Source organism: Citrobacter sp. RHBSTW-00524 (assembly GCF_013747755.1).
Lineage (GTDB): Bacteria > Pseudomonadota > Gammaproteobacteria > Enterobacterales > Enterobacteriaceae > Citrobacter > Citrobacter braakii.
On record NZ_CP056421.1, the window covers coordinates 1,679,676 to 1,700,189 of the forward strand.

The following is a 20,514-nucleotide window of genomic DNA, read 5'->3' on the forward strand; positions in this document are numbered from 1 at the left end:
CCGCCACCGGGTCATGCGTTTATAGCGGAGAATCCTGGCTGATTTCATCTAATGAGAGGTGAAAACTCGGGACAAACACGTCCATAAAGTAGTCCATCTCTTCGCTGCGTCGCGACTCGAGCGTTTTTTCCAGACGCGTCTTGGCAAGCAGGAATTCGTTGTTACCGGCAGAGAGTTCCTCCAGACACTTCAGATACGCGCACAGGGCATCGGCCTGTTTAACAATCGATCTCTCTTCTTCACTTAAGGCATGTTCATCAATGAGCGGCGCAAAAATATCGCGCAGTTCATCAGGTACCATATCGACCAGTTTTTGCTGGGCAATTTTCTCTATCGCTTTATATTCCTGCGCAATCTGCGAGTTGAAATATTTCACCGGGGTAGGGAGATCACCGGTCAGCACTTCTGACGCATCGTGATACATCGCCAACAGAGCAATACGCTCAGCATTAACCTGACCACCAAATTTACGGTTTTTGATCGCGGCCAGCGCATGGGCAACCATGGCAACCTGCAGACTGTGTTCAGACACGTTTTCGGTGCGCACGTTGCGCATCAGCGGCCAGCGATTAATGAGCTTCAGACGGGAGAGGTGGGCAAAAAAATGGCTCTGCTTCATAACGACCCTTATATGATGGCAACCTAAGAGTCATTTTGCGCAGAGAAGGCTGTCAGATGCAAATACTCGTCATCCATCCGACAGCCTTTGTTTAATTACAGCTGGTGATACCCTGACAGGAAACGCTCAAATTTACTCAGCGACATTTCAATATCGTCAATACGCGGCAGCGTGACGATGCGGAAATGATCCGGCCACGGCCAGTTGAACGCTGTTCCCTGAACCAGCAGTACTTTTTCCTGCAGCAGGAAGTCGAGCACCATCTTCTGGTCGTCATGAATGTTGAAGCGTTTAGCATCAATTTTCGGGAACATATACAGCGCGCCGCGCGGTTTTACGCAGGAGACACCGGGAATGTCATTGAGCAGTTCCCAGGCGCGGTTGCGTTGTTCATACAGACGCCCACCAGGCATGATAAATTCGCTGATGCTCTGGTATCCGCCCAGCGCGGTCTGAATGGCATGTTGCGCCGGAACGTTGGCACACAGGCGCATAGAGGCCAGCATCTCAAGACCTTCAATATATCCTTTAGCATGTTTCTTCGGCCCGTTCAGCACCATCCAGCCCTGACGGAAACCGGCAACGCGATAGGTTTTTGACAGACCATTGAAGGTGATGGTCAGCAGATCCGGCGCCATTGCAGCAATGGAGTGGTGTTCAGCGTCGTCGTAGAGAATTTTGTCGTAAATCTCATCCGCAAAGATGATGAGGTTGTTCTGGCGAGCAATCTCAACAATCTCCATCAGCAGCTCTTTAGAGTAAACAGCGCCGGTTGGGTTGTTTGGGTTGATGATGACGATCCCACGCGTACGCGGCGTGATTTTGGCGCGGATATCATCCAGGTCCGGGAACCAGTCTGATGATTCGTCACACAGGTAGTGCACGGCATTACCGCCGGAGAGCGATACTGCCGCCGTCCACAGCGGATAATCAGGAGCAGGAACCAGCATTTCGTCCCCACTGTTCAGCAACGCCTGCATAGCCTGCACAATTAATTCAGAAACGCCGTTGCCGATATAAATATCTTCCACGGTTACGTCGCGCATACCACGGGCCTGGTAATGCTGCATAATCGCTTTCCGGGCGGAATAAAGGCCTTTGGAGTCGCAATATCCTTGCGCTGTTGGCAAATTGCGGATCACATCCACCAGTATTTCATCTGGCGCTTCAAACCCGAATGGCGCGGGGTTGCCGATGTTCAGTTTCAGAACCTTATTGCCTTCTTCTTCCAGGCGCTTTGCTTCCTTCAGAACCGGGCCGCGAATGTCATAACAGACGTTTTCTAATTTGCTGGATTTTTCAATGGGGGACATGAACGTTGACCTTTTTAGCTGTGAATGCCACTCCCTGCCATGGAAGTCAGCCCAGCACAATGTACTCCCACGGCGGTGAGTTTTGAAGGGTCTTTAGTAGAAGATTTTGAAAAGCTATGAAGTGATAATTAACTGTTAACAACTAAATAATGTAAATATTATGAGATAATAATCTATCTGGATTTGTTTTATTGGTAGTATATTTTGTTTTATTGGTTTGGTTGTGGTGAATTGTTTGGTCAAAAAAAGTTAAGCCTGTAAAGCGAAATGTCACGGGTGTCTAAGGTGGATGAGGTAATTCGAAAATACTGAGGTTTTAACTGCGGGACCTGTTATCGGCCTGATCCGTACGTGATACGGTGTGAATTCATTGTTAAGCAGAATTAATGAATTGAAGAATTCTTAATTAATTATTATTTAATATTTAAACGACATTAAATTGAATGGGCCAATAATAGCAAAACCGCTGCTCTGACATAACACCTGGTAGCCTGGAATTATTCACGATAACACTTATAAATATAGTGGTTTTAGGTTAAGATAAGTCTCATGAAATGGTAAGTAGTCTGAATTTTAAGATAATTCAAATGTTTGTTGGTTGTTCCTAACACACTGAAAAGTTAGTTTTTAATGTGTAAATTATTGTTCGTTAACTTTTTTTTAAATTTACAAAATTTACATGTTTTCCCTAAGTCAGAATCATCCAGCAGCTAAAAATTCGGCTCTTTCTCGTTGCTATATTCCGATGAATATCACGGGAATTAAAATAGCCAGGAAAGAGAATTGTTTCGTTTGTTAAACCAAATACATCCTTATTTTCACTTGGTTACACTAAGCGAAACTGCGAGGGAGGCACATTACAAATGGAGTTGTTTGATTCCAAATGCACAGCATTAACCCGGTATGACCCGCGAGTAAGTGAAAAACTATGATAAATGCAAATCGTCCGATAATTAACCTCGACCTCGATCTGCTGAGAACCTTCGTTGCTGTTGCCGACCTGAATACCTTTGCGGCTGCGGCAGCTGCGGTATGTCGAACTCAGTCTGCGGTGAGTCAGCAAATGCAGCGTCTTGAGCAACTCGTGGGGAAAGAGTTGTTCGCGCGCCATGGACGCAACAAACTACTGACCGAACATGGTATACAACTGTTGGGTTACGCCAGAAAAATACTGCGCTTTAATGATGAGGCATGCTCATCATTAATGTTTAATAATCTTCAGGGAGTGTTAACTATCGGTGCTTCTGATGAATCAGCCGATACCATACTGCCTTTCCTGCTCAACCGAATAAGTTCGGTTTATCCGAAGCTTGCGCTGGATGTGAGGGTCAAGCGTAACGCCTACATGGTGGATATGCTGAAGTCGCAAGAAGTGGACTTGGTTGTGACTACCAACCGTCCTGGCGATTTTGAATGTCTGAATCTGCGTACCTCGCCAACGCATTGGTACTGTGCTGCCGAATATATTCTGCAAAAAGGTGAGCCGGTACCGTTGGTTCTGCTGGACGATCCGAGCCCGTTTCGCGATATCGTGCTGGCGACATTAAACGCTGCTCAGATCCCGTGGCGTCTGGCTTATGTTGCTTCAACATTACCTGCGGTTCGCGCGGCGGTAAAAGCAGGGCTCGGCGTCACTGCGCGGCCTGTTGAAATGATGAGTCCGGATTTACGCGTACTGGGCGCCGCCGACGGATTACCGCCATTGCCTGATACTGAGTATCTGTTGTGCTGCGATCCGTCCACGCAAAATGAGTTGGCAGAAGTTATCTTTAAGTCGATGCAAACGTATCAAAATCCTTGGCAATACAATCAGTTTACCCCGGAAGGGGGAGATGACTCGCTGATTGTTGAAGGCGACTTTGAGTAATCCGTCACAAAAAATCGTTTTAAAATGTTAGTGTAAAAAAGAGCCTCTGGTGATGAAAAAACATCCAGCGGCTCTTTTTTTATGTAAATATTGCCGCTTTATGTCATTTGCTATACTAAAACTTAACAAAATCAGAAGGTAAAAAAACGGCCTGACACCTGGCTGAAAAATAAGCAGCAGCGTTACTAATTGTTTCCATGTTAAAAAACTAGAGAAATTGTTGCTGTTTTTTATGGTGAATTAACAAAAGCGTGTCACAGATCAAGAAAATACTCCCATTTAGGGGGAGGCATCTGGGTGAATTCCTGTCAAAATAGGTGAGTATTATCTTTTTTACTTCACTACGGACACGATTCAACAACATTAAAAATGACCGATGATGCGATCGAAATTGGTCTAAATAGCACTTTATGTTAATGAAGTTGGAGCGGTGTAAAATAATGTGAGGAAACTTTTGTTAAAGTTGACAAAAGGTTATAGAAAGGAGTAAAAAACCCCATCAATTAGCTGTATAAAATGGTTTTTCACAGTGATTGTAAGGTTTTTTTTATTCCTCCCCATGAATCGATGTGGCGTTCATCTGCCGAAAAGAGCAGAGAATTTGGCGCTACTTTTGATGAGTAAGCAATGAGTATGTCAACATCCACTGAAATCATCGCTCATCACTGGGCATTCGCTATCTTTCTTATTGTTGCCATTGGCCTGTGCTGCCTGATGCTCGTCGGCGGCTGGTTTTTAGGTGGTCGCGCGCGCGCGAGATCTAAAAACGTGCCGTTTGAATCAGGTATCGACTCGGTCGGCACCGCCCGCTTGCGCCTGTCTGCCAAGTTTTATCTGGTAGCCATGTTCTTCGTTATCTTCGACGTTGAAGCGCTGTATCTGTTCGCATGGTCAACTTCTATCCGTGAAAGCGGCTGGATTGGCTTTGTGGAAGCTGCAATTTTTATTTTTGTGTTACTGGCAGGTCTGGTTTATCTGGTGCGTATTGGCGCGCTGGACTGGACGCCCGCGCGTTCACGCCGCGAGCGTATGAACCCGGAAACGAACAGTATCGCTAATCGTCAACGCTAACCGCGAGGCATTAAGATGGATTATACGCTCACCCGCATAGATCCTAACGGTGAGAACGACCGTTACCCCCTGCAAAAACAGGAGATCGTAACCGACCCCCTGGAGCAAGAAGTTAACAAAAACGTGTTCATGGGCAAGCTGCATGACATGGTTAACTGGGGCCGTAAAAACTCAATTTGGCCATATAACTTTGGCCTTTCCTGCTGCTACGTTGAGATGGTGACCTCGTTTACCGCCGTGCACGATGTGGCCCGTTTTGGTGCAGAAGTACTGCGTGCATCGCCGCGTCAGGCTGACCTGATGGTCGTAGCCGGAACCTGCTTTACCAAAATGGCGCCGGTTATTCAGCGCCTCTACGATCAGATGCTGGAACCGAAATGGGTTATTTCCATGGGCGCATGCGCCAACTCCGGCGGTATGTACGACATCTATTCTGTGGTGCAGGGCGTTGATAAATTTATTCCGGTCGATGTGTACATCCCGGGATGCCCGCCGCGTCCGGAAGCGTATATGCAGGCTCTGATGCTGCTGCAAGATTCCATTGGCAAAGAACGCCGTCCGCTCTCCTGGGTGGTTGGCGATCAGGGCGTTTATCGCGCCAATATGCAGTCAGAACGCGAGCGTAAACGCGGCGAACGTATTGCTGTAACGAATCTTCGTACACCAGACGAGATTTAATTTGCGCCTGTCGGCAGCAGCACTTCCTTCGCTTATCACTACATAAATAGCGCGAAGCACTGCCGACCACCACGGACCATTTGCAATGGTGAACAATATGACCGACTTAACCGCGCAAGACGCTGTATGGCAAACACGGGATCACCTTGATGACCCGGTCATTGGCGAACTGCGCAACCGTTTTGGGCCGGATGCCTTTACCGTTCAGGCGACTCGCACCGGGGTACCTGTTGTTTGGGTCAAGCGTGAACAATTACTGGAAGTTGGCGATTTCTTAAAGAGACTGCCGAAACCTTACGTCATGCTGTTTGACTTACACGGCATGGACGAACGTCTGCGTACGCACCGCGAAGGGTTACCTGCCGCGGATTTTTCCGTTTTCTATCACCTGATCTCCATTGAACGCAATCGCGATATCATGCTCAAGGTGGCATTGTCTGAAAACGACCTGCGCGTACCGACGTTCACCAAACTGTTCCCGAACGCCAACTGGTATGAGCGTGAAACCTGGGAAATGTTTGGCATCGACATCGAAGGTCACCCGCACCTGACGCGTCTGCTGATGCCGCATACCTGGGAAGGTCATCCGCTGCGTAAAGACTACCCGGCGCGTGCGACCGAATTCGATCCGTTTGAGCTGACCAAAGCCAAACAGGATCTGGAAATGGAATCACTGACCTTCAAACCAGAAGAATGGGGTATGAAGCGTAGTTCCGAAAACGAGGACTTCATGTTCCTCAACCTCGGTCCTAACCACCCGTCTTCTCACGGTGCGTTCCGTATTGTGCTGCAGCTTGATGGCGAAGAAATCGTCGACTGCGTGCCTGACATCGGCTACCACCACCGTGGCGCTGAAAAGATGGGTGAACGTCAGTCCTGGCATAGCTACATTCCGTACACCGACCGTATCGAGTACCTCGGCGGCTGCGTTAACGAAATGCCTTACGTACTGGCCGTTGAGAAACTGGCTGGCATCACCACGCCGGATCGCGTCAACGTGATTCGCGTTATGTTGTCTGAACTGTTCCGTATCAACAGCCACCTGCTGTACATCTCCACGTTCATCCAGGACGTCGGCGCGATGACGCCGGTCTTCTTCGCCTTTACCGACCGTCAGAAAATCTATGACGTAGTGGAAGCGATCACCGGTTTCCGTATGCACCCGGCCTGGTTCCGTATCGGCGGTGTGGCACACGATCTGCCGCGCGGTTGGGACAAACTGCTGCGTGACTTCCTCGACTGGATGCCAAAACGTCTGGATTCCTACGAGAAAGCCGCACTGCGTAACACCATCCTGAAAGGCCGTTCGCAGGGCGTTGCCGCTTATGGTAAGAAAGAAGCGCTGGACTGGGGTTGTACCGGTGCTGCGCTGCGTGCGACCGGTATTGATTTTGACGTGCGTAAAGCGCGTCCATACTCTGGCTACGAAAACTTTGACTTTGAAGTCCCGGTTGGCGGCGGCGTGTCCGACTGCTATACCCGCGTGATGCTGAAAGTTGAAGAGCTGCGCCAGAGTCTGCGCATCCTTGAGCAGTGCCTCAACAACATGCCGGAAGGCCCGTTCAAAGCGGATCACCCGCTGACTACGCCGCCGCCGAAAGAGCGCACGTTGCAACATATCGAAACCCTGATCACCCACTTCCTGCAAGTTTCGTGGGGACCGGTTATGCCGGCAAACGAGTCCTTCCAGATGGTGGAGGCGACCAAGGGTATTAACAGTTACTACCTGACCAGCGATGGCAGCACCATGAGTTACCGTACCCGTATCCGTACCCCGAGCTATGCGCACCTGCAGCAGATCCCGGTAGCGGTACGTGGCAGCCTGGTGTCCGACCTTATCGTCCACCTGGGTAGTATCGATTTTGTTATGTCAGATGTGGACCGCTAATTATGCACGAGAATCAACAACCACAAACCGAGGCTTTTGAGCTGAGTGCGGCTGAGCGTGAAGCGATTGAGCACGAGAAGCACCACTACGAAGACCCGCGTGCGGCGTCCATTGAAGCGCTGAAAATCGTTCAGAAACAGCGTGGCTGGGTGCCGGATGGGGCGATCTATGCGATCGCTGATGTGCTGGGGATCCCGGCAAGCGACGTAGAAGGTGTTGCCACGTTCTATAGCCAGATCTTCCGCCAGCCGGTAGGTCGCCACGTGATCCGCTATTGCGACAGCGTGGTGTGCCATATCAACGGCTATCAGGGGATCCAGGCTGCGCTTGAGAAAAAACTCAACATCAAGCCGGGGCAGACGACCTTTGACGGTCGTTTTACGCTGCTCCCGACCTGTTGCCTGGGGAACTGCGATAAAGGGCCGAACATGATGATCGATGAGGATACTCATGCTCACCTGACCCCGGAAGGCATTCCCGAACTGCTGGAGCGGTATAAATGAAAGACATTATCCGTACTCCCGAAACGCATCCGCTGACCTGGCGTCTGCGTGATGACAAACAGCCGGTCTGGCTGGACGAATACCGTAGCAAGAACGGCTACGAAGGTGCACGTAAGGCCCTGACCGGGCTGTCACCGGACGAAATCGTTAATCAGGTAAAAGACGCTGGCCTGAAAGGGCGCGGCGGTGCGGGCTTTTCCACCGGTCTGAAGTGGAGCCTGATGCCGAAAGACGAATCCATGAACATCCGTTACCTGCTGTGTAACGCCGATGAAATGGAGCCGGGTACCTATAAAGACCGTCTGCTGATGGAACAACTGCCGCACCTGCTGGTGGAAGGCATGCTGATCTCCGCGTTTGCGCTGAAAGCGTACCGTGGTTACATCTTCCTGCGTGGTGAATATATCGAAGCGGCTGTGCATCTGCGTCGCGCGATTGCCGAAGCAACCGAAGCCGGCTTGCTTGGCAAAAACATCATGGGCACCGGTTTCGACTTCGAACTGTTTGTCCACACCGGGGCAGGGCGCTATATCTGCGGTGAAGAGACGGCGCTGATCAACTCCCTTGAAGGTCGTCGTGCTAACCCACGCTCTAAGCCGCCGTTCCCGGCAAGCTCTGGCGCTTGGGGTAAGCCGACCTGCGTTAACAACGTCGAAACCCTGTGTAACGTACCAGCTATCCTCGCGAACGGCGTGGAGTGGTACCAGAACATTTCGCAGAGCAAAGACGCGGGCACCAAGCTGATGGGCTTCTCAGGTCGCGTGAAGAACCCTGGCCTGTGGGAACTGCCTTTCGGTACTACCGCGCGCGAGATCCTCGAAGATTACGCGGGCGGCATGCGTGATGGCCTGAAATTCAAAGCCTGGCAGCCGGGCGGCGCGGGTACTGACTTCCTGACTGAAGCGCACCTCGATCTGCCGATGGAATTCGAAAGCATTGGTAAAGCCGGTAGCCGTTTGGGCACAGCGCTGGCAATGGCCGTCGATCACGAGATTGGCATGGTTCCTCTGGTGCGTAACCTCGAAGAGTTCTTTGCCCGCGAGTCCTGCGGCTGGTGTACGCCGTGCCGTGACGGTCTGCCGTGGAGTGTGAAAATTCTGCGCGCGCTGGAGCGTGGCGAAGGCCAGCCTGGGGATATCGAGACGCTTGAGCAACTGTGTCGTTTCCTCGGCCCGGGTAAAACCTTCTGTGCACACGCACCGGGTGCGGTGGAGCCGCTGCAGAGCGCCATTAAATATTTCCGCGAAGAATTCGAAGCTGGCATCAAGCAGTCCTTCAGCAATACCCATCAGATTGGTGGTATTCAGCCGAACCTGCTGAAAGAGCGCTGGTAATAGCAGGGTAACCCTGAATCGCGATCAGAAATTCGATTAACGCTCGGTTTTAGACCGAGCCAACTGGAAGCATGCTGACTATGGCTACGATTCATGTAGACGGCAAAGAATATGAGGTCAACGGAGCGGACAACCTGCTGGAAGCTTGTCTGTCTCTCGGCCTTGATATTCCGTACTTTTGCTGGCACCCGGCGCTGGGAAGCGTCGGTGCTTGCCGCCAGTGTGCGGTGAAGCAATATCAAAACGCGGAAGACACGCGTGGTCGCCTGGTGATGTCTTGTATGACACCGGCCACCGAAGGCACCTTTATTTCAATTGATGACGAAGAAGCGAAGCAGTTTCGCGAAAGCGTAGTGGAGTGGTTGATGACTAACCACCCGCACGACTGTCCGGTCTGTGAAGAGGGCGGTAACTGCCACCTTCAGGATATGACCGTCATGACCGGTCATAGCTTCCGTCGCTACCGCTTCACGAAGCGTACTCACCGCAACCAGGACCTGGGGCCGTTCATCTCTCACGAAATGAACCGCTGCATCGCCTGCTATCGCTGCGTACGTTACTACAAAGATTACGCCGATGGCGCGGATCTGGGCGTCTATGGCGCGCATGACAACGTCTACTTTGGTCGTCCGGAAGACGGTACGCTCGAAAGCGAATTCTCCGGTAACCTGGTGGAAATTTGCCCGACCGGCGTCTTCACCGATAAAACGCACTCCGAGCGTTATAACCGTAAATGGGACATGCAGTTTGCGCCGAGCATCTGCCAGCAGTGTTCTATCGGTTGTAACATCAGCCCGGGCGAGCGCTACGGTGAACTGCGTCGTATCGAAAACCGCTACAACGGTACCGTTAACCACTACTTCCTCTGCGACCGTGGTCGTTTTGGCTATGGTTACGTGAACCTGAAAGACCGTCCGCGTCAGCCGGTACAGCGTCGTGGCGATGACCTGATCACGCTGAACGCCGAACAGGCGATGCAGGGCGCGGCAGATATTCTGCGTCAGTCGAAGAAAGTGATTGGTATCGGCTCCCCGCGTGCCAGCGTTGAAAGTAACTTCGCGCTGCGTGAACTGGTCGGTGCGGATAACTTCTATACCGGTATTGCCCAGGGCGAGCAGGAACGTCTGCAACTGGCTCTGAGCGTGCTGCGTGACGGCGGTATTCATACCCCGGCACTGCGCGAAATCGAGTCATACGATGCGGTTCTGGTCCTGGGCGAAGATGTCACCCAAACCGGCGCGCGCGTTGCGCTGGCAGTGCGTCAGGCGGTGAAAGGTAAAGCGCGTGAAATGGCGGCGGCGCAGAAAGTGGCCGACTGGCAGATTGCGGCAATCCTCAACATCGGCCAGCGCGCCAAGCACCCGCTGTTCGTTACCAACGTCGATAACACCCGTTTGGATGATATCGCGGCATGGACCTACCGTGCGCCGGTTGAAGATCAGGCGCGTTTAGGTTTCGCTATCGCCCATGCGCTGGATAACAACGCACCGGCGGTTGACGGTATCGACCGTGACCTGCAGAACAAAATTGACGTCATCGTTCAGGCTCTGGCCGGGGCGAAGAAACCACTGATTATTTCCGGTACCAACGCCGGTAGCGCCGACGTGATTCAGGCTGCTGCCAACGTGGCGAAGGCGCTGAAAGGCCGTGGCGCAGACGTCGGGATCACCATGATTGCTCGCTCTGTCAACAGTATGGGGCTGGGTATGATTGGCGGTGGTTCCCTCGACGACGCGCTGACCGAACTGGAAACAGGTCGTGCTGACGCCGTTGTGGTGTTGGAAAATGACCTGCATCGCCATGCTTCAGCAACGCGTGTGAACGCCGCGCTGGCGAAAGCGCCGCTGGTACTGGTTGTTGACCATCAGCGCACGGCTATTATGGAAAACGCCCATCTGGTGCTTTCCGCCGCTAGCTTCGCCGAAAGCGATGGTACGGTAATTAACAACGAAGGTCGCGCCCAGCGTTTCTTCCAGGTCTATGACCCATCCTACTACGACAGCAACACCGTAATGCTGGAAAGCTGGCGCTGGCTGCACTCGCTGCACAGTACCGTGCAGAGCCGTGAAGTGGATTGGACGCAGCTCGACCATGTTATCGACGCGGTCGTTGAGAAGTTACCGCAGTTGGCGGGTATTAAAGATGCCGCGCCGGATGCAAGCTTCCGTATCCGTGGACAGAAACTGGCACGTGAACCGCACCGCTACAGTGGCCGTACCGCAATGCGCGCCAACATCAGCGTCCACGAACCGCGCCAGCCGCAGGATAAAGACACCATGTTCGCTTTCTCTATGGAAGGGAACAACCAACCGTCTGCGCCGCGTTCACAAATTCCGTTTGCCTGGGCTCCGGGCTGGAACTCCCCACAGGCGTGGAACAAGTTCCAGGATGAAGTGGGCGGTAAACTGCGTCATGGCGATCCGGGCGTGCGTCTGATCGAAGCTTCGGCGGGTGGTCTGGATTACTTCACAACCGTTCCGGCGAGCTTCCAGGCTCAGGATGGTCAGTGGCGTGTCGCGCCTTACTATCATCTGTTTGGTAGTGACGAAATGTCCCAGCGTGCGCCTGTCTTCCAGACCCGTATGCCGCAGCCGTACATCAAACTCAACCCGGCTGATGCCGCGAAGTTGGGTGTTAATGCCGGTACGCGCGTATCTTTTAGCTACGATGGCAACACGGTTACGCTGCCGGTTGAAATCGCTGAAGGATTAACGGCAGGGCAGGTTGGTTTGCCAATGGGTATGCCGGGCATCGCGCCGGTTCTGGCTGGTGCACGTCTTGAGGATCTGCAGGAGGCACAACAATGAGTTGGATTACACCCGATCTGATTGAGATCCTGCTGAGCGTTCTCAAAGCGGTCGTGATTCTGCTGGTGGTGGTCACCTGCGGGGCATTCATGAGCTTTGGCGAACGTCGTCTGCTCGGTCTGTTCCAGAACCGTTACGGACCGAACCGTGTTGGCTGGGGCGGTTCGCTCCAGCTGGTTGCGGACATGATCAAGATGTTCTTTAAAGAAGACTGGATCCCGAAATTCTCGGATCGCGTCATCTTTACCCTGGCACCGATGATCGCCTTCACCTCGCTGCTGCTGGCTTTCGCCATCGTGCCGGTGAGCCCGAACTGGGTGGTTGCTGACCTGAACATCGGGATCCTGTTCTTCCTGATGATGGCAGGCCTCGCGGTATACGCGGTGCTGTTCGCAGGGTGGTCCAGTAACAACAAATACTCGCTGCTCGGTGCGATGCGTGCGTCTGCGCAGACGCTGAGCTACGAAGTATTCCTCGGACTTTCCCTGATGGGCGTGGTGGCGCAGGCCGGTTCATTTAACATGACCGACATCGTCAACAACCAGGCTGATATCTGGAACGTTATTCCGCAGTTCTTTGGTTTTGTCACCTTTGCCATCGCGGGCGTGGCGGTGTGTCACCGTCACCCGTTTGACCAGCCAGAAGCCGAGCAGGAACTGGCCGACGGTTACCACATTGAATACTCCGGTATGAAATTCGGTCTGTTCTTCGTGGGTGAGTACATCGGCATCGTCACCATTTCTGCACTGATGGTTACCCTGTTCTTCGGTGGCTGGCATGGTCCGTTCTTACCGCCATTCGTCTGGTTCGCGCTGAAAACCGCGTTCTTCATGATGATGTTCATTTTGATTCGTGCGTCGTTACCGCGTCCTCGTTATGACCAGGTAATGTCCTTCGGCTGGAAAGTCTGTCTGCCGCTGACGCTCGTCAACTTGCTGGTAACGGCGGCTGTCATTCTCTGGCAGGCGCAATAAGGGACACAAAGACCATGACCTTAAAAGAATTGTTAGTAGGTTTCGGCACCCAGGTACGCAGTATCTGGATGATCGGCCTGCATGCGTTCGCGAAACGCGAAACGCAGATGTACCCGGAAGAGCCGGTCTATCTACCGCCCCGTTTTCGTGGTCGTATCGTTCTGACCCGTGACCCGGACGGCGAAGAGCGCTGCGTTGCCTGTAACCTGTGTGCGGTAGCGTGTCCGGTAGGCTGTATCTCTTTGCAAAAAGCAGAGACCAAAGACGGCCGCTGGTATCCGGAGTTTTTCCGCATTAACTTCTCACGCTGCATTTTCTGCGGCCTGTGCGAAGAAGCCTGTCCGACAACGGCTATTCAGCTGACTCCAGATTTCGAGCTGGGTGAGTACAAGCGCCAGGACCTGGTTTACGAGAAAGAGGATCTGCTGATCTCCGGTCCGGGTAAATACCCGGAATATAACTTCTACCGGATGGCAGGTATGGCAATCGACGGCAAAGATAAGGGCGAAGCAGAGAACGAAGCCAAGCCTATCGACGTCAAGAGCCTGTTACCGTAAGGAGAGGGGCAATGGAGTTCGCTTTTTATATCTGTGGCCTGATAGCCATTCTCGCAACCTTGCGGGTGATCACCCACACCAATCCGGTACACGCACTGCTGTACCTGATTATTTCGCTGCTGGCGATTTCCGGGGTGTTCTTCTCGTTAGGTGCTTACTTCGCGGGGGCGCTGGAAATAATCGTCTACGCGGGCGCCATCATGGTGTTGTTCGTGTTCGTGGTCATGATGCTCAACCTCGGTGGTTCTGAAATTGAACAGGAACGCCAGTGGCTGAAACCGCAGGTGTGGATTGGACCGGCGATTCTGTCGGCCATCATGCTGGCGGTTATTGTTTATGCCATTCTGGGTGTTAACGATCAGGGCATCGACGGGACGCCAATTAGCGCGAAAGCTGTCGGTATTTCCCTGTTCGGACCGTATGTACTGGCGGTCGAGCTGGCTTCGATGCTGCTGCTGGCAGGTCTGGTTGTAGCCTTCCACGTAGGGCGCGAAGAGCGTTCTGGTGAAGTGCTGAGCAATCGCACCGATGACCGCGCGAAAAGAAAAACGGAGGAGCACGCATGATCCCCTTACAACATGGACTGATCCTCGCGGCTGTCTTATTCGTACTGGGCTTAACCGGTCTGGTTATCCGCCGCAATCTGCTGTTTATGCTGATCGGGCTGGAAATCATGATTAACGCCTCCGCGCTGGCCTTCGTGGTCGCCGGAAGCTACTGGGGCCAGACCGATGGTCAGGTGATGTATATTCTCGCCATCAGCCTTGCGGCTGCGGAAGCGAGCATTGGACTTGCGCTGTTGCTGCAACTTCATCGCCGTCGCCAGAACCTGAACATCGATTCAGTAAGTGAGATGCGTGGATGAACATGCTTGCCTTAACCATTATTCTGCCATTTATTGGCTTTGTATTACTGGCGTTCTCTCGCGGTCGTTGGTCAGAAAATCTGTCCGCGACCGTGGGTGTCGGGTCGATTGGCCTGGCGGCGCTGGTGACCGCGTTTGTTGGCGTTGACTTCTTTGCTAATGGTCAACAGGCCTACAGCCAGCCGCTGTGGACGTGGATGTCTGTCGGTGACTTCAATATCGGTTTTAATCTGGTGCTGGACGGCCTGTCGCTGACCATGCTCAGTGTGGTGACCGGTGTGGGTTTCCTGATCCACATGTTCGCCTCCTGGTATATGCGCGGTGAAGAGGGATACTCCCGTTTCTTCGCCTACACCAACCTGTTTATCGCCAGCATGGTGGTTCTGGTACTGGCGGATAACCTGCTGCTGATGTACCTCGGCTGGGAAGGCGTGGGCCTGTGCTCCTATCTGCTGATCGGTTTCTATTACACCGATCCGAAGAATGGCGCTGCGGCAATGAAAGCCTTCGTGGTGACCCGTGTGGGTGACGTGTTCCTCGCCTTCGCATTGTTTATCCTCTACAACGAGCTGGGCACGCTGAACTTCCGCGAAATGGTGGAACTGGCACCTGCTCACTTTGCAGATGGTAACAACATGCTGATGTGGGCAACCCTGATGCTGCTGGGCGGTGCGGTGGGTAAATCCGCGCAGCTGCCGTTGCAGACATGGCTTGCTGACGCGATGGCAGGTCCGACGCCTGTCTCCGCGCTGATCCACGCCGCGACGATGGTTACCGCCGGTGTCTACCTGATTGCACGTACTCACGGCCTGTTCCTGATGACGCCGGAAATCCTGCATCTGGTGGGGATTATCGGGGCTATCACTCTGGTACTGGCTGGTTTTGCCGCGCTGGTACAGACCGACATTAAACGCGTTCTCGCGTACTCCACCATGAGCCAGATTGGTTATATGTTCCTGGCTCTCGGGGTTCAGGCGTGGGACGCGGCGATTTTCCACCTGATGACCCACGCCTTCTTTAAAGCGCTGCTGTTCCTGGCATCCGGCTCGGTTATCCTGGCCTGTCACCACGAACAGAACATCTTCAAGATGGGCGGCCTGCGTAAGTCTATTCCGCTGGTGTATCTCTGCTTCCTGATCGGTGGCGCGGCGCTGTCGGCTCTGCCGCTGATTACCGCAGGCTTCTTCAGTAAGGATGAGATTCTGGCCGGTGCGATGGCGAACGGTCATATTAATCTGATGGTTGCAGGTCTGGTCGGTGCGTTCATGACCTCTCTGTACACCTTCCGTATGATTTTCATCGTGTTCCACGGTAAAGAGCAAATTCACGCTCACGCAGGGAAGGGGATTACACATCATCTACCGCTGATTGTGCTGATGATCCTGTCCACCTTCGTTGGCGCACTGATTGTGCCACCGCTGCAGGGTGTACTGCCTGCGACGACCGAGCTTGAGCATGGTCGCGTGATGACCCTGGAAATTACCTCCGGTATCGTCGCGATTGCAGGCATTCTGATCGCAGCATGGCTGTGGCTGGGTAAACGTACTCTGGTGACGTCGATTGCCAACAGTGCGCCAGGCCGTCTGCTGGGTACCTGGTGGTATAACGCCTGGGGCTTCGACTGGCTGTACGACAAAGTGTTCGTCAAGCCGTTCCTGGGCGTTGCATGGCTGCTGAAACGCGATCCGCTGAACGCAATGATGAACATTCCGGCGATCCTTTCCCGCTTTGCAGGTAAAGGCCTGTTGTTAAGCGAGAACGGCTATCTGCGTTGGTATGTAGCATCAATGAGCATCGGTGCCGTCGTTGTGCTGGCTCTGTTGATGGTACTGCGTTGATCGTAAAGTGAATTTTATCCAAATTCGTTGAAAATCAGGCCTCTATTAGGGGCCTTAAAAAGGAATAAAAATCGCCATGTTACTACCCTGGCTAATATTGATTCCCTTTATCGGTGGCTTCCTGTGCTGGCAGACCGAACGCTTTGGCGTGAAGGTGCCGCGTTGGATCGCGCTGATTACCATGGGACTGACGCTGGCGCTTGGCCTGCAACTTTGGTTGCAGGGCGGCTATTCACTGACGCAATCCACTGGCATTCCGCAGTGGCAGTCTGAGTTTGTCCTGCCGTGGATCCCACGCTTTGGCATCTCGATTCATCTTGCTATCGACGGTCTGTCGCTGCTGATGGTGGTGCTGACCGGCCTGCTCGGTGTTCTGGCGGTACTTTGCTCCTGGAATGAAATCGAAAAATACCAGGGCTTTTTCCACCTGAACCTGATGTGGATCTTAGGCGGCGTAATCGGCGTGTTCCTTGCCATCGACATGTTCCTGTTCTTCTTCTTCTGGGAAATGATGCTGGTGCCGATGTACTTCCTGATCGCGCTATGGGGGCATAAAGCCTCTGACGGTAAAACGCGTATCACGGCAGCAACCAAGTTCTTCATTTATACCCAGGCGAGTGGTCTGGTGATGTTGATTGCCATCCTGGCGCTGGTGTTTGTGCACTACAAAGCGACCGGCGTGTGGACTTTCAACTATGAAGAATTGCTGAATACTCCGATGTCCCACGGCGTGGAATACCTGCTGATGTTGGGCTTCTTCATCGCTTTCGCGGTGAAAATGCCGGTGGTTCCGCTGCACGGCTGGTTGCCGGATGCTCACTCCCAGGCACCGACCGCAGGTTCCGTTGACCTGGCAGGTATCTTGCTGAAAACCGCAGCCTACGGTCTGCTGCGCTTCTCCCTGCCGCTGTTCCCGAATGCGTCAGCGGAGTTTGCACCTATCGCAATGTGGCTTGGCGTCATCGGCATCTTCTACGGCGCGTGGATGGCCTTTAATCAGTACGACATCAAACGTCTGATTGCTTACACCTCCGTATCCCACATGGGCTTCGTTCTGATTGCTATCTACACCGGCAGCCAGCTGGCATACCAGGGTGCGGTGATTCAGATGATCGCGCACGGCCTGTCCGCAGCCGGTCTGTTCATCCTGTGTGGTCAGCTGTACGAACGTCTGCACACGCGTGATATGCGTATGATGGGCGGCCTGTGGGGCAAAATGAAATGGTTGCCTGCGCTGTCAATGTTCTTTGCAGTGTGTACGCTGGGTATGCCGGGTACAGGTAACTTCGTTGGCGAATTTATGATTCTGTTCGGCAGCTACCAGGTGGTTCCGGTTATTACCGTGATCTCGACATTTGGTCTGGTGTTTGCTTCTGTTTACTCGCTGGCGATGCTGCATCGCGCTTACTTTGGTAAGGCGAAGAGCCAGATTGCCAGTGTTGAACTGCCAGGGATGTCGCTGCGTGAGCTGTTTATCATCCTGTTGCTGGTCGTGCTTCTGGTACTGCTTGGCTTCTATCCGCAGCCGATTCTGGATACCTCGCATTCTGCGATGAGCAACATCCAGCAGTGGTTTGTTAATTCCGTTACTACTACAAGGCCGTAAATCGCCATGACAATAACTCCACAACACCTGATTGCGCTGCTACCGCTGCTGATCGTCGGCTTGACGGTGGTGGTTGTGATGCTCTCCATTGCGTGGCGACGCAATCACTTCCTCAATGCCACGCTGTCGGTCATTGGGCTTAACGCCGCACTGGTTTCGCTCTGGTTTGTTGGCCAGGCGGGCGCTATGGACGTCACCCCGCTGATGCGGGTTGACGGTTTCGCCATGCTCTACACCGGGCTGGTGCTGCTGGCGAGTCTTGCCACCTGTACCTTCGCTTACCCGTGGCTGGAAGGCTACGACGACAACCGGGAAGAGTTCTATCTGCTGGTGCTGATTGCCGCGCTCGGCGGTATTCTGCTGGCTAACGCTAACCATCTGGCGGCGCTGTTCCTTGGTATTGAGCTTATCTCTCTGCCGCTGTTTGGTCTGGTTGGCTATGCGTTCCGTCAGAAGCGTTCGCTGGAAGCCAGTATCAAATACACCATTCTGTCTGCCGCAGCGTCTTCCTTCCTGCTGTTTGGTATGGCGCTGGTGTACGCGCAGTCTGGCAACCTGTCGTTTGTCGCGCTCGGTAAGAGCCTCGGCGACGGTATGCTGCAAGAACCGCTGCTGCTGGCGGGCTTCGGTCTGATGATTGTTGGCCTCGGCTTTAAACTCTCACTGGTTCCATTCCACCTGTGGACGCCAGACGTATACCAGGGCGCTCCGGCTCCGGTTTCCACCTTCCTGGCGACGGCGAGCAAAATCGCTATCTTCGGCGTGGTGATGCGTCTGTTCTTGTACGCACCGGTAGGTGATAGCGAAGCGGTACGGATCGTGCTGGGTGTGATTGCCTTTGCTTCCATTATCTTCGGTAACCTGATGGCGCTGAGCCAGACCAACATCAAACGTCTGCTTGGTTACTCTTCTATCTCTCACCTCGGTTACCTGCTGGTGGCGCTGATTGCCCTGCAGAGCGGCGAGATGTCGATGGAAGCGGTTGGCGTTTACCTGGCCGGTTATCTGTTCAGCAGCCTCGGTGCTTTCGGTGTGGTCAGCCTGATGTCCAGCCCGTACCGCGGTCCGGATGCAGACTCTCTGTTCTCCTACCGTGGTCTGTTCTGGCATCGTCCGATCCTCGCGGCTGTGATGACGGTGATGATGCTGTCTCTGGCGGGTATTCCGATGACGCTGGGCTTTATCGGTAAGTTCTACGTACTGGCGGTGGGTGTGCAGGCTAATCTGTGGTGGTTGGTTGCCGCCGTGGTGGTGGGTTCCGCGATTGGTTTGTACTACTACCTGCGCGTTGCCGTGAGCCTGTACCTGAGCGCACCGCAGCAGCTGAATCGCGATGCGCCGTCCAACTGGCAGTACAGCGCGGGCGGTATTGTGGTGCTGATTTCTGCCCTGCTGGTACTGGTGCTGGGTATCTACCCGCAACCGTTGATCAGCATCGTGCAGTTAGCGGCTCCGCTGATGTAATTCATCATGCTGTGATCGAAAAAGAGTCTGGACAATGTCCAGACTCTTTTTTTTACCTGTCTATACTCGTCATACTTCAAGTTGCTGGGGTGTCAGGCCGAAAGTTGACGGCTCACCAGCGGGCCGCTGATGCCTTTCGCTGTGCGATCCATCACTTCCTGAATTACTGAAGACAGCTCATTGACTTCGAATTTGGCCACGTAACCATCTGCTTTCACTCGGCGTACGTGATCTTCATTGGCGCTACCGGAAAGTGAGGAGTGGATAACGACCGGGATCTTCTTCAGGCGTTCGTCGGTTTTTATCTTACGGGTAAGCGTAAAACCGTCCATCTCCGGCATTTCCAGATCGGTGAGCACCAGCGCAATCTTCTCGCTGATTGGTTTACCTTCCGCTTCTGCTTCTTCAGATAGCTGTTGTATCTTTTCCCACGCATCCTGGCCCGTCACATGCATTAAGTGTGGGATCTCCATGGCGTTAAGCCCTTTTTCCAGCATCGCGCGAGCCACTTTGGAATCATCAGCCACAATCGCCACCGCACCCGGCGTAATGTTGAACTTATTGGTTTTCAGCTCTGTTGCGCGCAGGTCGTGGTTCGACGGTACAATATCGTACAGGATCTGTTCGACATCGAGCACCAGCGCCAGATTGTTAGTCTCTTTGTTGTCGTCCAGACAGGCGATACTGGTAATGTAGCGACCATTGACGGCTTTTTCGGCGGTATGCACCTGTTGCCAGTCCAGACGCATAATGTTTTCTACCGACTCCACCGCAAACGCCTGAACGCTGCGGGCATATTCCGTGATCAACAGGATGTTGAGTCCGGTCTCTGGCTTACAGCCCGCGACGGCAGGCAGATCAATCACCGGGATCACCTGATCGCGAATGTTAACCATACCCAGCAACGGGGCTTTCATACCTGCGGGACGCGTAAAGGTCGGCATCGGTACGATTTCACGCAGTTTGAATACGTTGATGCCAAACAGTTCTGATTTCTGCTCCTCGACGGATTTGCCAAGGCGAAACAGCAGCAGTTCAAAACGGTTAGACAGGGTTAGGTTTGTCCTGTCATCAATATCTTTCTGGAAATTGTTCATCCTGTCCTCAGTGTGAAAGCCAGCCTTTCCACT

General features: G+C 53.2%; 17 protein-coding genes. 14 read left to right on the top strand and 3 right to left on the bottom strand.

The features are described 5' to 3' along the window. Nucleotides 1-19: 19 nt before the first annotated feature. Complete coding sequence (gene yfbR / locus HV229_RS08030) at nt 20-619, bottom strand: 5'-deoxynucleotidase (RefSeq protein WP_003028083.1); 600 nt, start codon at nt 617-619, stop codon at nt 20-22. Between the two features lie 95 nt (nt 620-714). Further along, nucleotides 715-1,932 carry an alanine transaminase AlaA gene (gene alaA / locus HV229_RS08035; protein ID WP_005129483.1) on the bottom strand — a complete coding sequence of 406 codons (1,218 nt, stop codon included), beginning with the start codon at nt 1,930-1,932 and terminating at the stop codon, nt 715-717. Between the two features lie 928 nt (nt 1,933-2,860). Here alaA and lrhA point away from each other — a divergent pair. The 14 genes from lrhA (at nt 2,861) to nuoN (ending at nt 19,384) form a co-directional block, all read left to right on the top strand. After that, nucleotides 2,861-3,799 (top strand): transcriptional regulator LrhA, encoded by a 939-nt coding sequence (lrhA, locus tag HV229_RS08040; protein ID WP_016153838.1) that lies wholly within the window; start codon nt 2,861-2,863, stop codon nt 3,797-3,799. Nucleotides 3,800-4,426: 627 nt separating this feature from the next. Next, the gene (gene nuoA / locus HV229_RS08045; protein ID WP_003028077.1) at nt 4,427-4,870 is read left to right on the top strand and encodes an NADH-quinone oxidoreductase subunit NuoA; all 444 of its coding nucleotides are present in this window, start codon (nt 4,427-4,429) and stop codon (nt 4,868-4,870) included. A 15-nt stretch (nt 4,871-4,885) separates the two neighbouring features. After that, the gene (gene nuoB / locus HV229_RS08050; RefSeq protein ID WP_003028075.1) at nt 4,886-5,548 is read left to right on the top strand and encodes an NADH-quinone oxidoreductase subunit NuoB; all 663 of its coding nucleotides are present in this window, start codon (nt 4,886-4,888) and stop codon (nt 5,546-5,548) included. Between the two features lie 85 nt (nt 5,549-5,633). Beyond that, complete coding sequence (gene nuoC / locus HV229_RS08055) at nt 5,634-7,436, top strand: NADH-quinone oxidoreductase subunit C/D (RefSeq protein ID WP_016153837.1); 1,803 nt, start codon at nt 5,634-5,636, stop codon at nt 7,434-7,436. 2 nt (nt 7,437-7,438) lie between these two features. Next, nucleotides 7,439-7,939, top strand: a complete 501-nt coding sequence (gene nuoE / locus HV229_RS08060) for an NADH-quinone oxidoreductase subunit NuoE (protein WP_003028069.1) — start codon at nt 7,439-7,441, stop codon at nt 7,937-7,939. Continuing rightward, complete coding sequence (gene nuoF / locus HV229_RS08065; protein ID WP_016153836.1) at nt 7,936-9,273, top strand: NADH-quinone oxidoreductase subunit NuoF; 1,338 nt, start codon at nt 7,936-7,938, stop codon at nt 9,271-9,273. The genes nuoE and nuoF overlap by 4 nt, the downstream gene beginning before the upstream one ends. A gap of 80 nt (nt 9,274-9,353) precedes the next feature. Continuing rightward, a complete protein-coding gene (nuoG, locus tag HV229_RS08070; protein WP_029139613.1) occupies nt 9,354-12,080 on the top strand; it encodes an NADH-quinone oxidoreductase subunit NuoG in 2,727 nt (908 codons plus the stop codon). Further along, nucleotides 12,077-13,054 carry an NADH-quinone oxidoreductase subunit NuoH gene (gene nuoH / locus HV229_RS08075; RefSeq protein ID WP_016153834.1) on the top strand — a complete coding sequence of 326 codons (978 nt, stop codon included), beginning with the start codon at nt 12,077-12,079 and terminating at the stop codon, nt 13,052-13,054. Before nuoG ends, nuoH begins: the two co-directional genes overlap by 4 nt. Nucleotides 13,055-13,068: 14 nt before the next feature. Further along, nucleotides 13,069-13,611, top strand: a complete 543-nt coding sequence (gene nuoI / locus HV229_RS08080; protein WP_005129470.1) for an NADH-quinone oxidoreductase subunit NuoI — start codon at nt 13,069-13,071, stop codon at nt 13,609-13,611. Nucleotides 13,612-13,622: 11 nt separating this feature from the next. Then, nucleotides 13,623-14,177, top strand: a complete 555-nt coding sequence (gene nuoJ, locus HV229_RS08085; RefSeq protein ID WP_016153833.1) for an NADH-quinone oxidoreductase subunit J — start codon at nt 13,623-13,625, stop codon at nt 14,175-14,177. Beyond that, complete coding sequence (gene nuoK, locus HV229_RS08090; RefSeq protein ID WP_006683663.1) at nt 14,174-14,476, top strand: NADH-quinone oxidoreductase subunit NuoK; 303 nt, start codon at nt 14,174-14,176, stop codon at nt 14,474-14,476. The genes nuoJ and nuoK overlap by 4 nt, the downstream gene beginning before the upstream one ends. Further along, entirely contained in the window at nt 14,473-16,314 is a 1,842-nt protein-coding gene (gene nuoL, locus HV229_RS08095; protein WP_016153832.1) for an NADH-quinone oxidoreductase subunit L, read from the top strand. The genes nuoK and nuoL overlap by 4 nt, the downstream gene beginning before the upstream one ends. Before the next feature lie 76 nt (nt 16,315-16,390). After that, a complete protein-coding gene (nuoM, locus tag HV229_RS08100) occupies nt 16,391-17,920 on the top strand; it encodes an NADH-quinone oxidoreductase subunit M (RefSeq protein WP_016153831.1) in 1,530 nt (509 codons plus the stop codon). Between the two features lie 6 nt (nt 17,921-17,926). Continuing rightward, nucleotides 17,927-19,384 carry an NADH-quinone oxidoreductase subunit NuoN gene (gene nuoN / locus HV229_RS08105; protein ID WP_016153830.1) on the top strand — a complete coding sequence of 486 codons (1,458 nt, stop codon included), beginning with the start codon at nt 17,927-17,929 and terminating at the stop codon, nt 19,382-19,384. Nucleotides 19,385-19,476: 92 nt separating this feature from the next. Here the strand turns inward: nuoN and HV229_RS08110 are convergent, their stop codons facing one another. Then, nucleotides 19,477-20,481 carry a chemotaxis protein gene (locus HV229_RS08110; protein WP_016157041.1) on the bottom strand — a complete coding sequence of 335 codons (1,005 nt, stop codon included), beginning with the start codon at nt 20,479-20,481 and terminating at the stop codon, nt 19,477-19,479. Nucleotides 20,482-20,514: the final 33 nt, after the last annotated feature.

Bases quoted from the DNA above. Each gene is read 5' to 3' on its own strand.
- yfbR (WP_003028083.1), bottom strand. From the start codon at position 619: ATGAAGCAGAGCCATTTTTTTGCCCACCTCTCCCGTCTGAAGCTCATT.
- alaA (WP_005129483.1), bottom strand. From the start codon at position 1,932: ATGTCCCCCATTGAAAAATCCAGCAAATTAGAAAACGTCTGTTATGAC.
- lrhA (WP_016153838.1), top strand. From the start codon at position 2,861: ATGATAAATGCAAATCGTCCGATAATTAACCTCGACCTCGATCTGCTG.
- nuoA (WP_003028077.1), top strand. From the start codon at position 4,427: ATGAGTATGTCAACATCCACTGAAATCATCGCTCATCACTGGGCATTC.
- nuoB (WP_003028075.1), top strand. From the start codon at position 4,886: ATGGATTATACGCTCACCCGCATAGATCCTAACGGTGAGAACGACCGT.
- nuoC (WP_016153837.1), top strand. From the start codon at position 5,634: ATGGTGAACAATATGACCGACTTAACCGCGCAAGACGCTGTATGGCAA.
- nuoE (WP_003028069.1), top strand. From the start codon at position 7,439: ATGCACGAGAATCAACAACCACAAACCGAGGCTTTTGAGCTGAGTGCG.
- nuoF (WP_016153836.1), top strand. From the start codon at position 7,936: ATGAAAGACATTATCCGTACTCCCGAAACGCATCCGCTGACCTGGCGT.
- nuoG (WP_029139613.1), top strand. From the start codon at position 9,354: ATGGCTACGATTCATGTAGACGGCAAAGAATATGAGGTCAACGGAGCG.
- nuoH (WP_016153834.1), top strand. From the start codon at position 12,077: ATGAGTTGGATTACACCCGATCTGATTGAGATCCTGCTGAGCGTTCTC.
- nuoI (WP_005129470.1), top strand. From the start codon at position 13,069: ATGACCTTAAAAGAATTGTTAGTAGGTTTCGGCACCCAGGTACGCAGT.
- nuoJ (WP_016153833.1), top strand. From the start codon at position 13,623: ATGGAGTTCGCTTTTTATATCTGTGGCCTGATAGCCATTCTCGCAACC.
- nuoK (WP_006683663.1), top strand. From the start codon at position 14,174: ATGATCCCCTTACAACATGGACTGATCCTCGCGGCTGTCTTATTCGTA.
- nuoL (WP_016153832.1), top strand. From the start codon at position 14,473: ATGAACATGCTTGCCTTAACCATTATTCTGCCATTTATTGGCTTTGTA.
- nuoM (WP_016153831.1), top strand. From the start codon at position 16,391: ATGTTACTACCCTGGCTAATATTGATTCCCTTTATCGGTGGCTTCCTG.
- nuoN (WP_016153830.1), top strand. From the start codon at position 17,927: ATGACAATAACTCCACAACACCTGATTGCGCTGCTACCGCTGCTGATC.
- HV229_RS08110 (WP_016157041.1), bottom strand. From the start codon at position 20,481: ATGAACAATTTCCAGAAAGATATTGATGACAGGACAAACCTAACCCTG.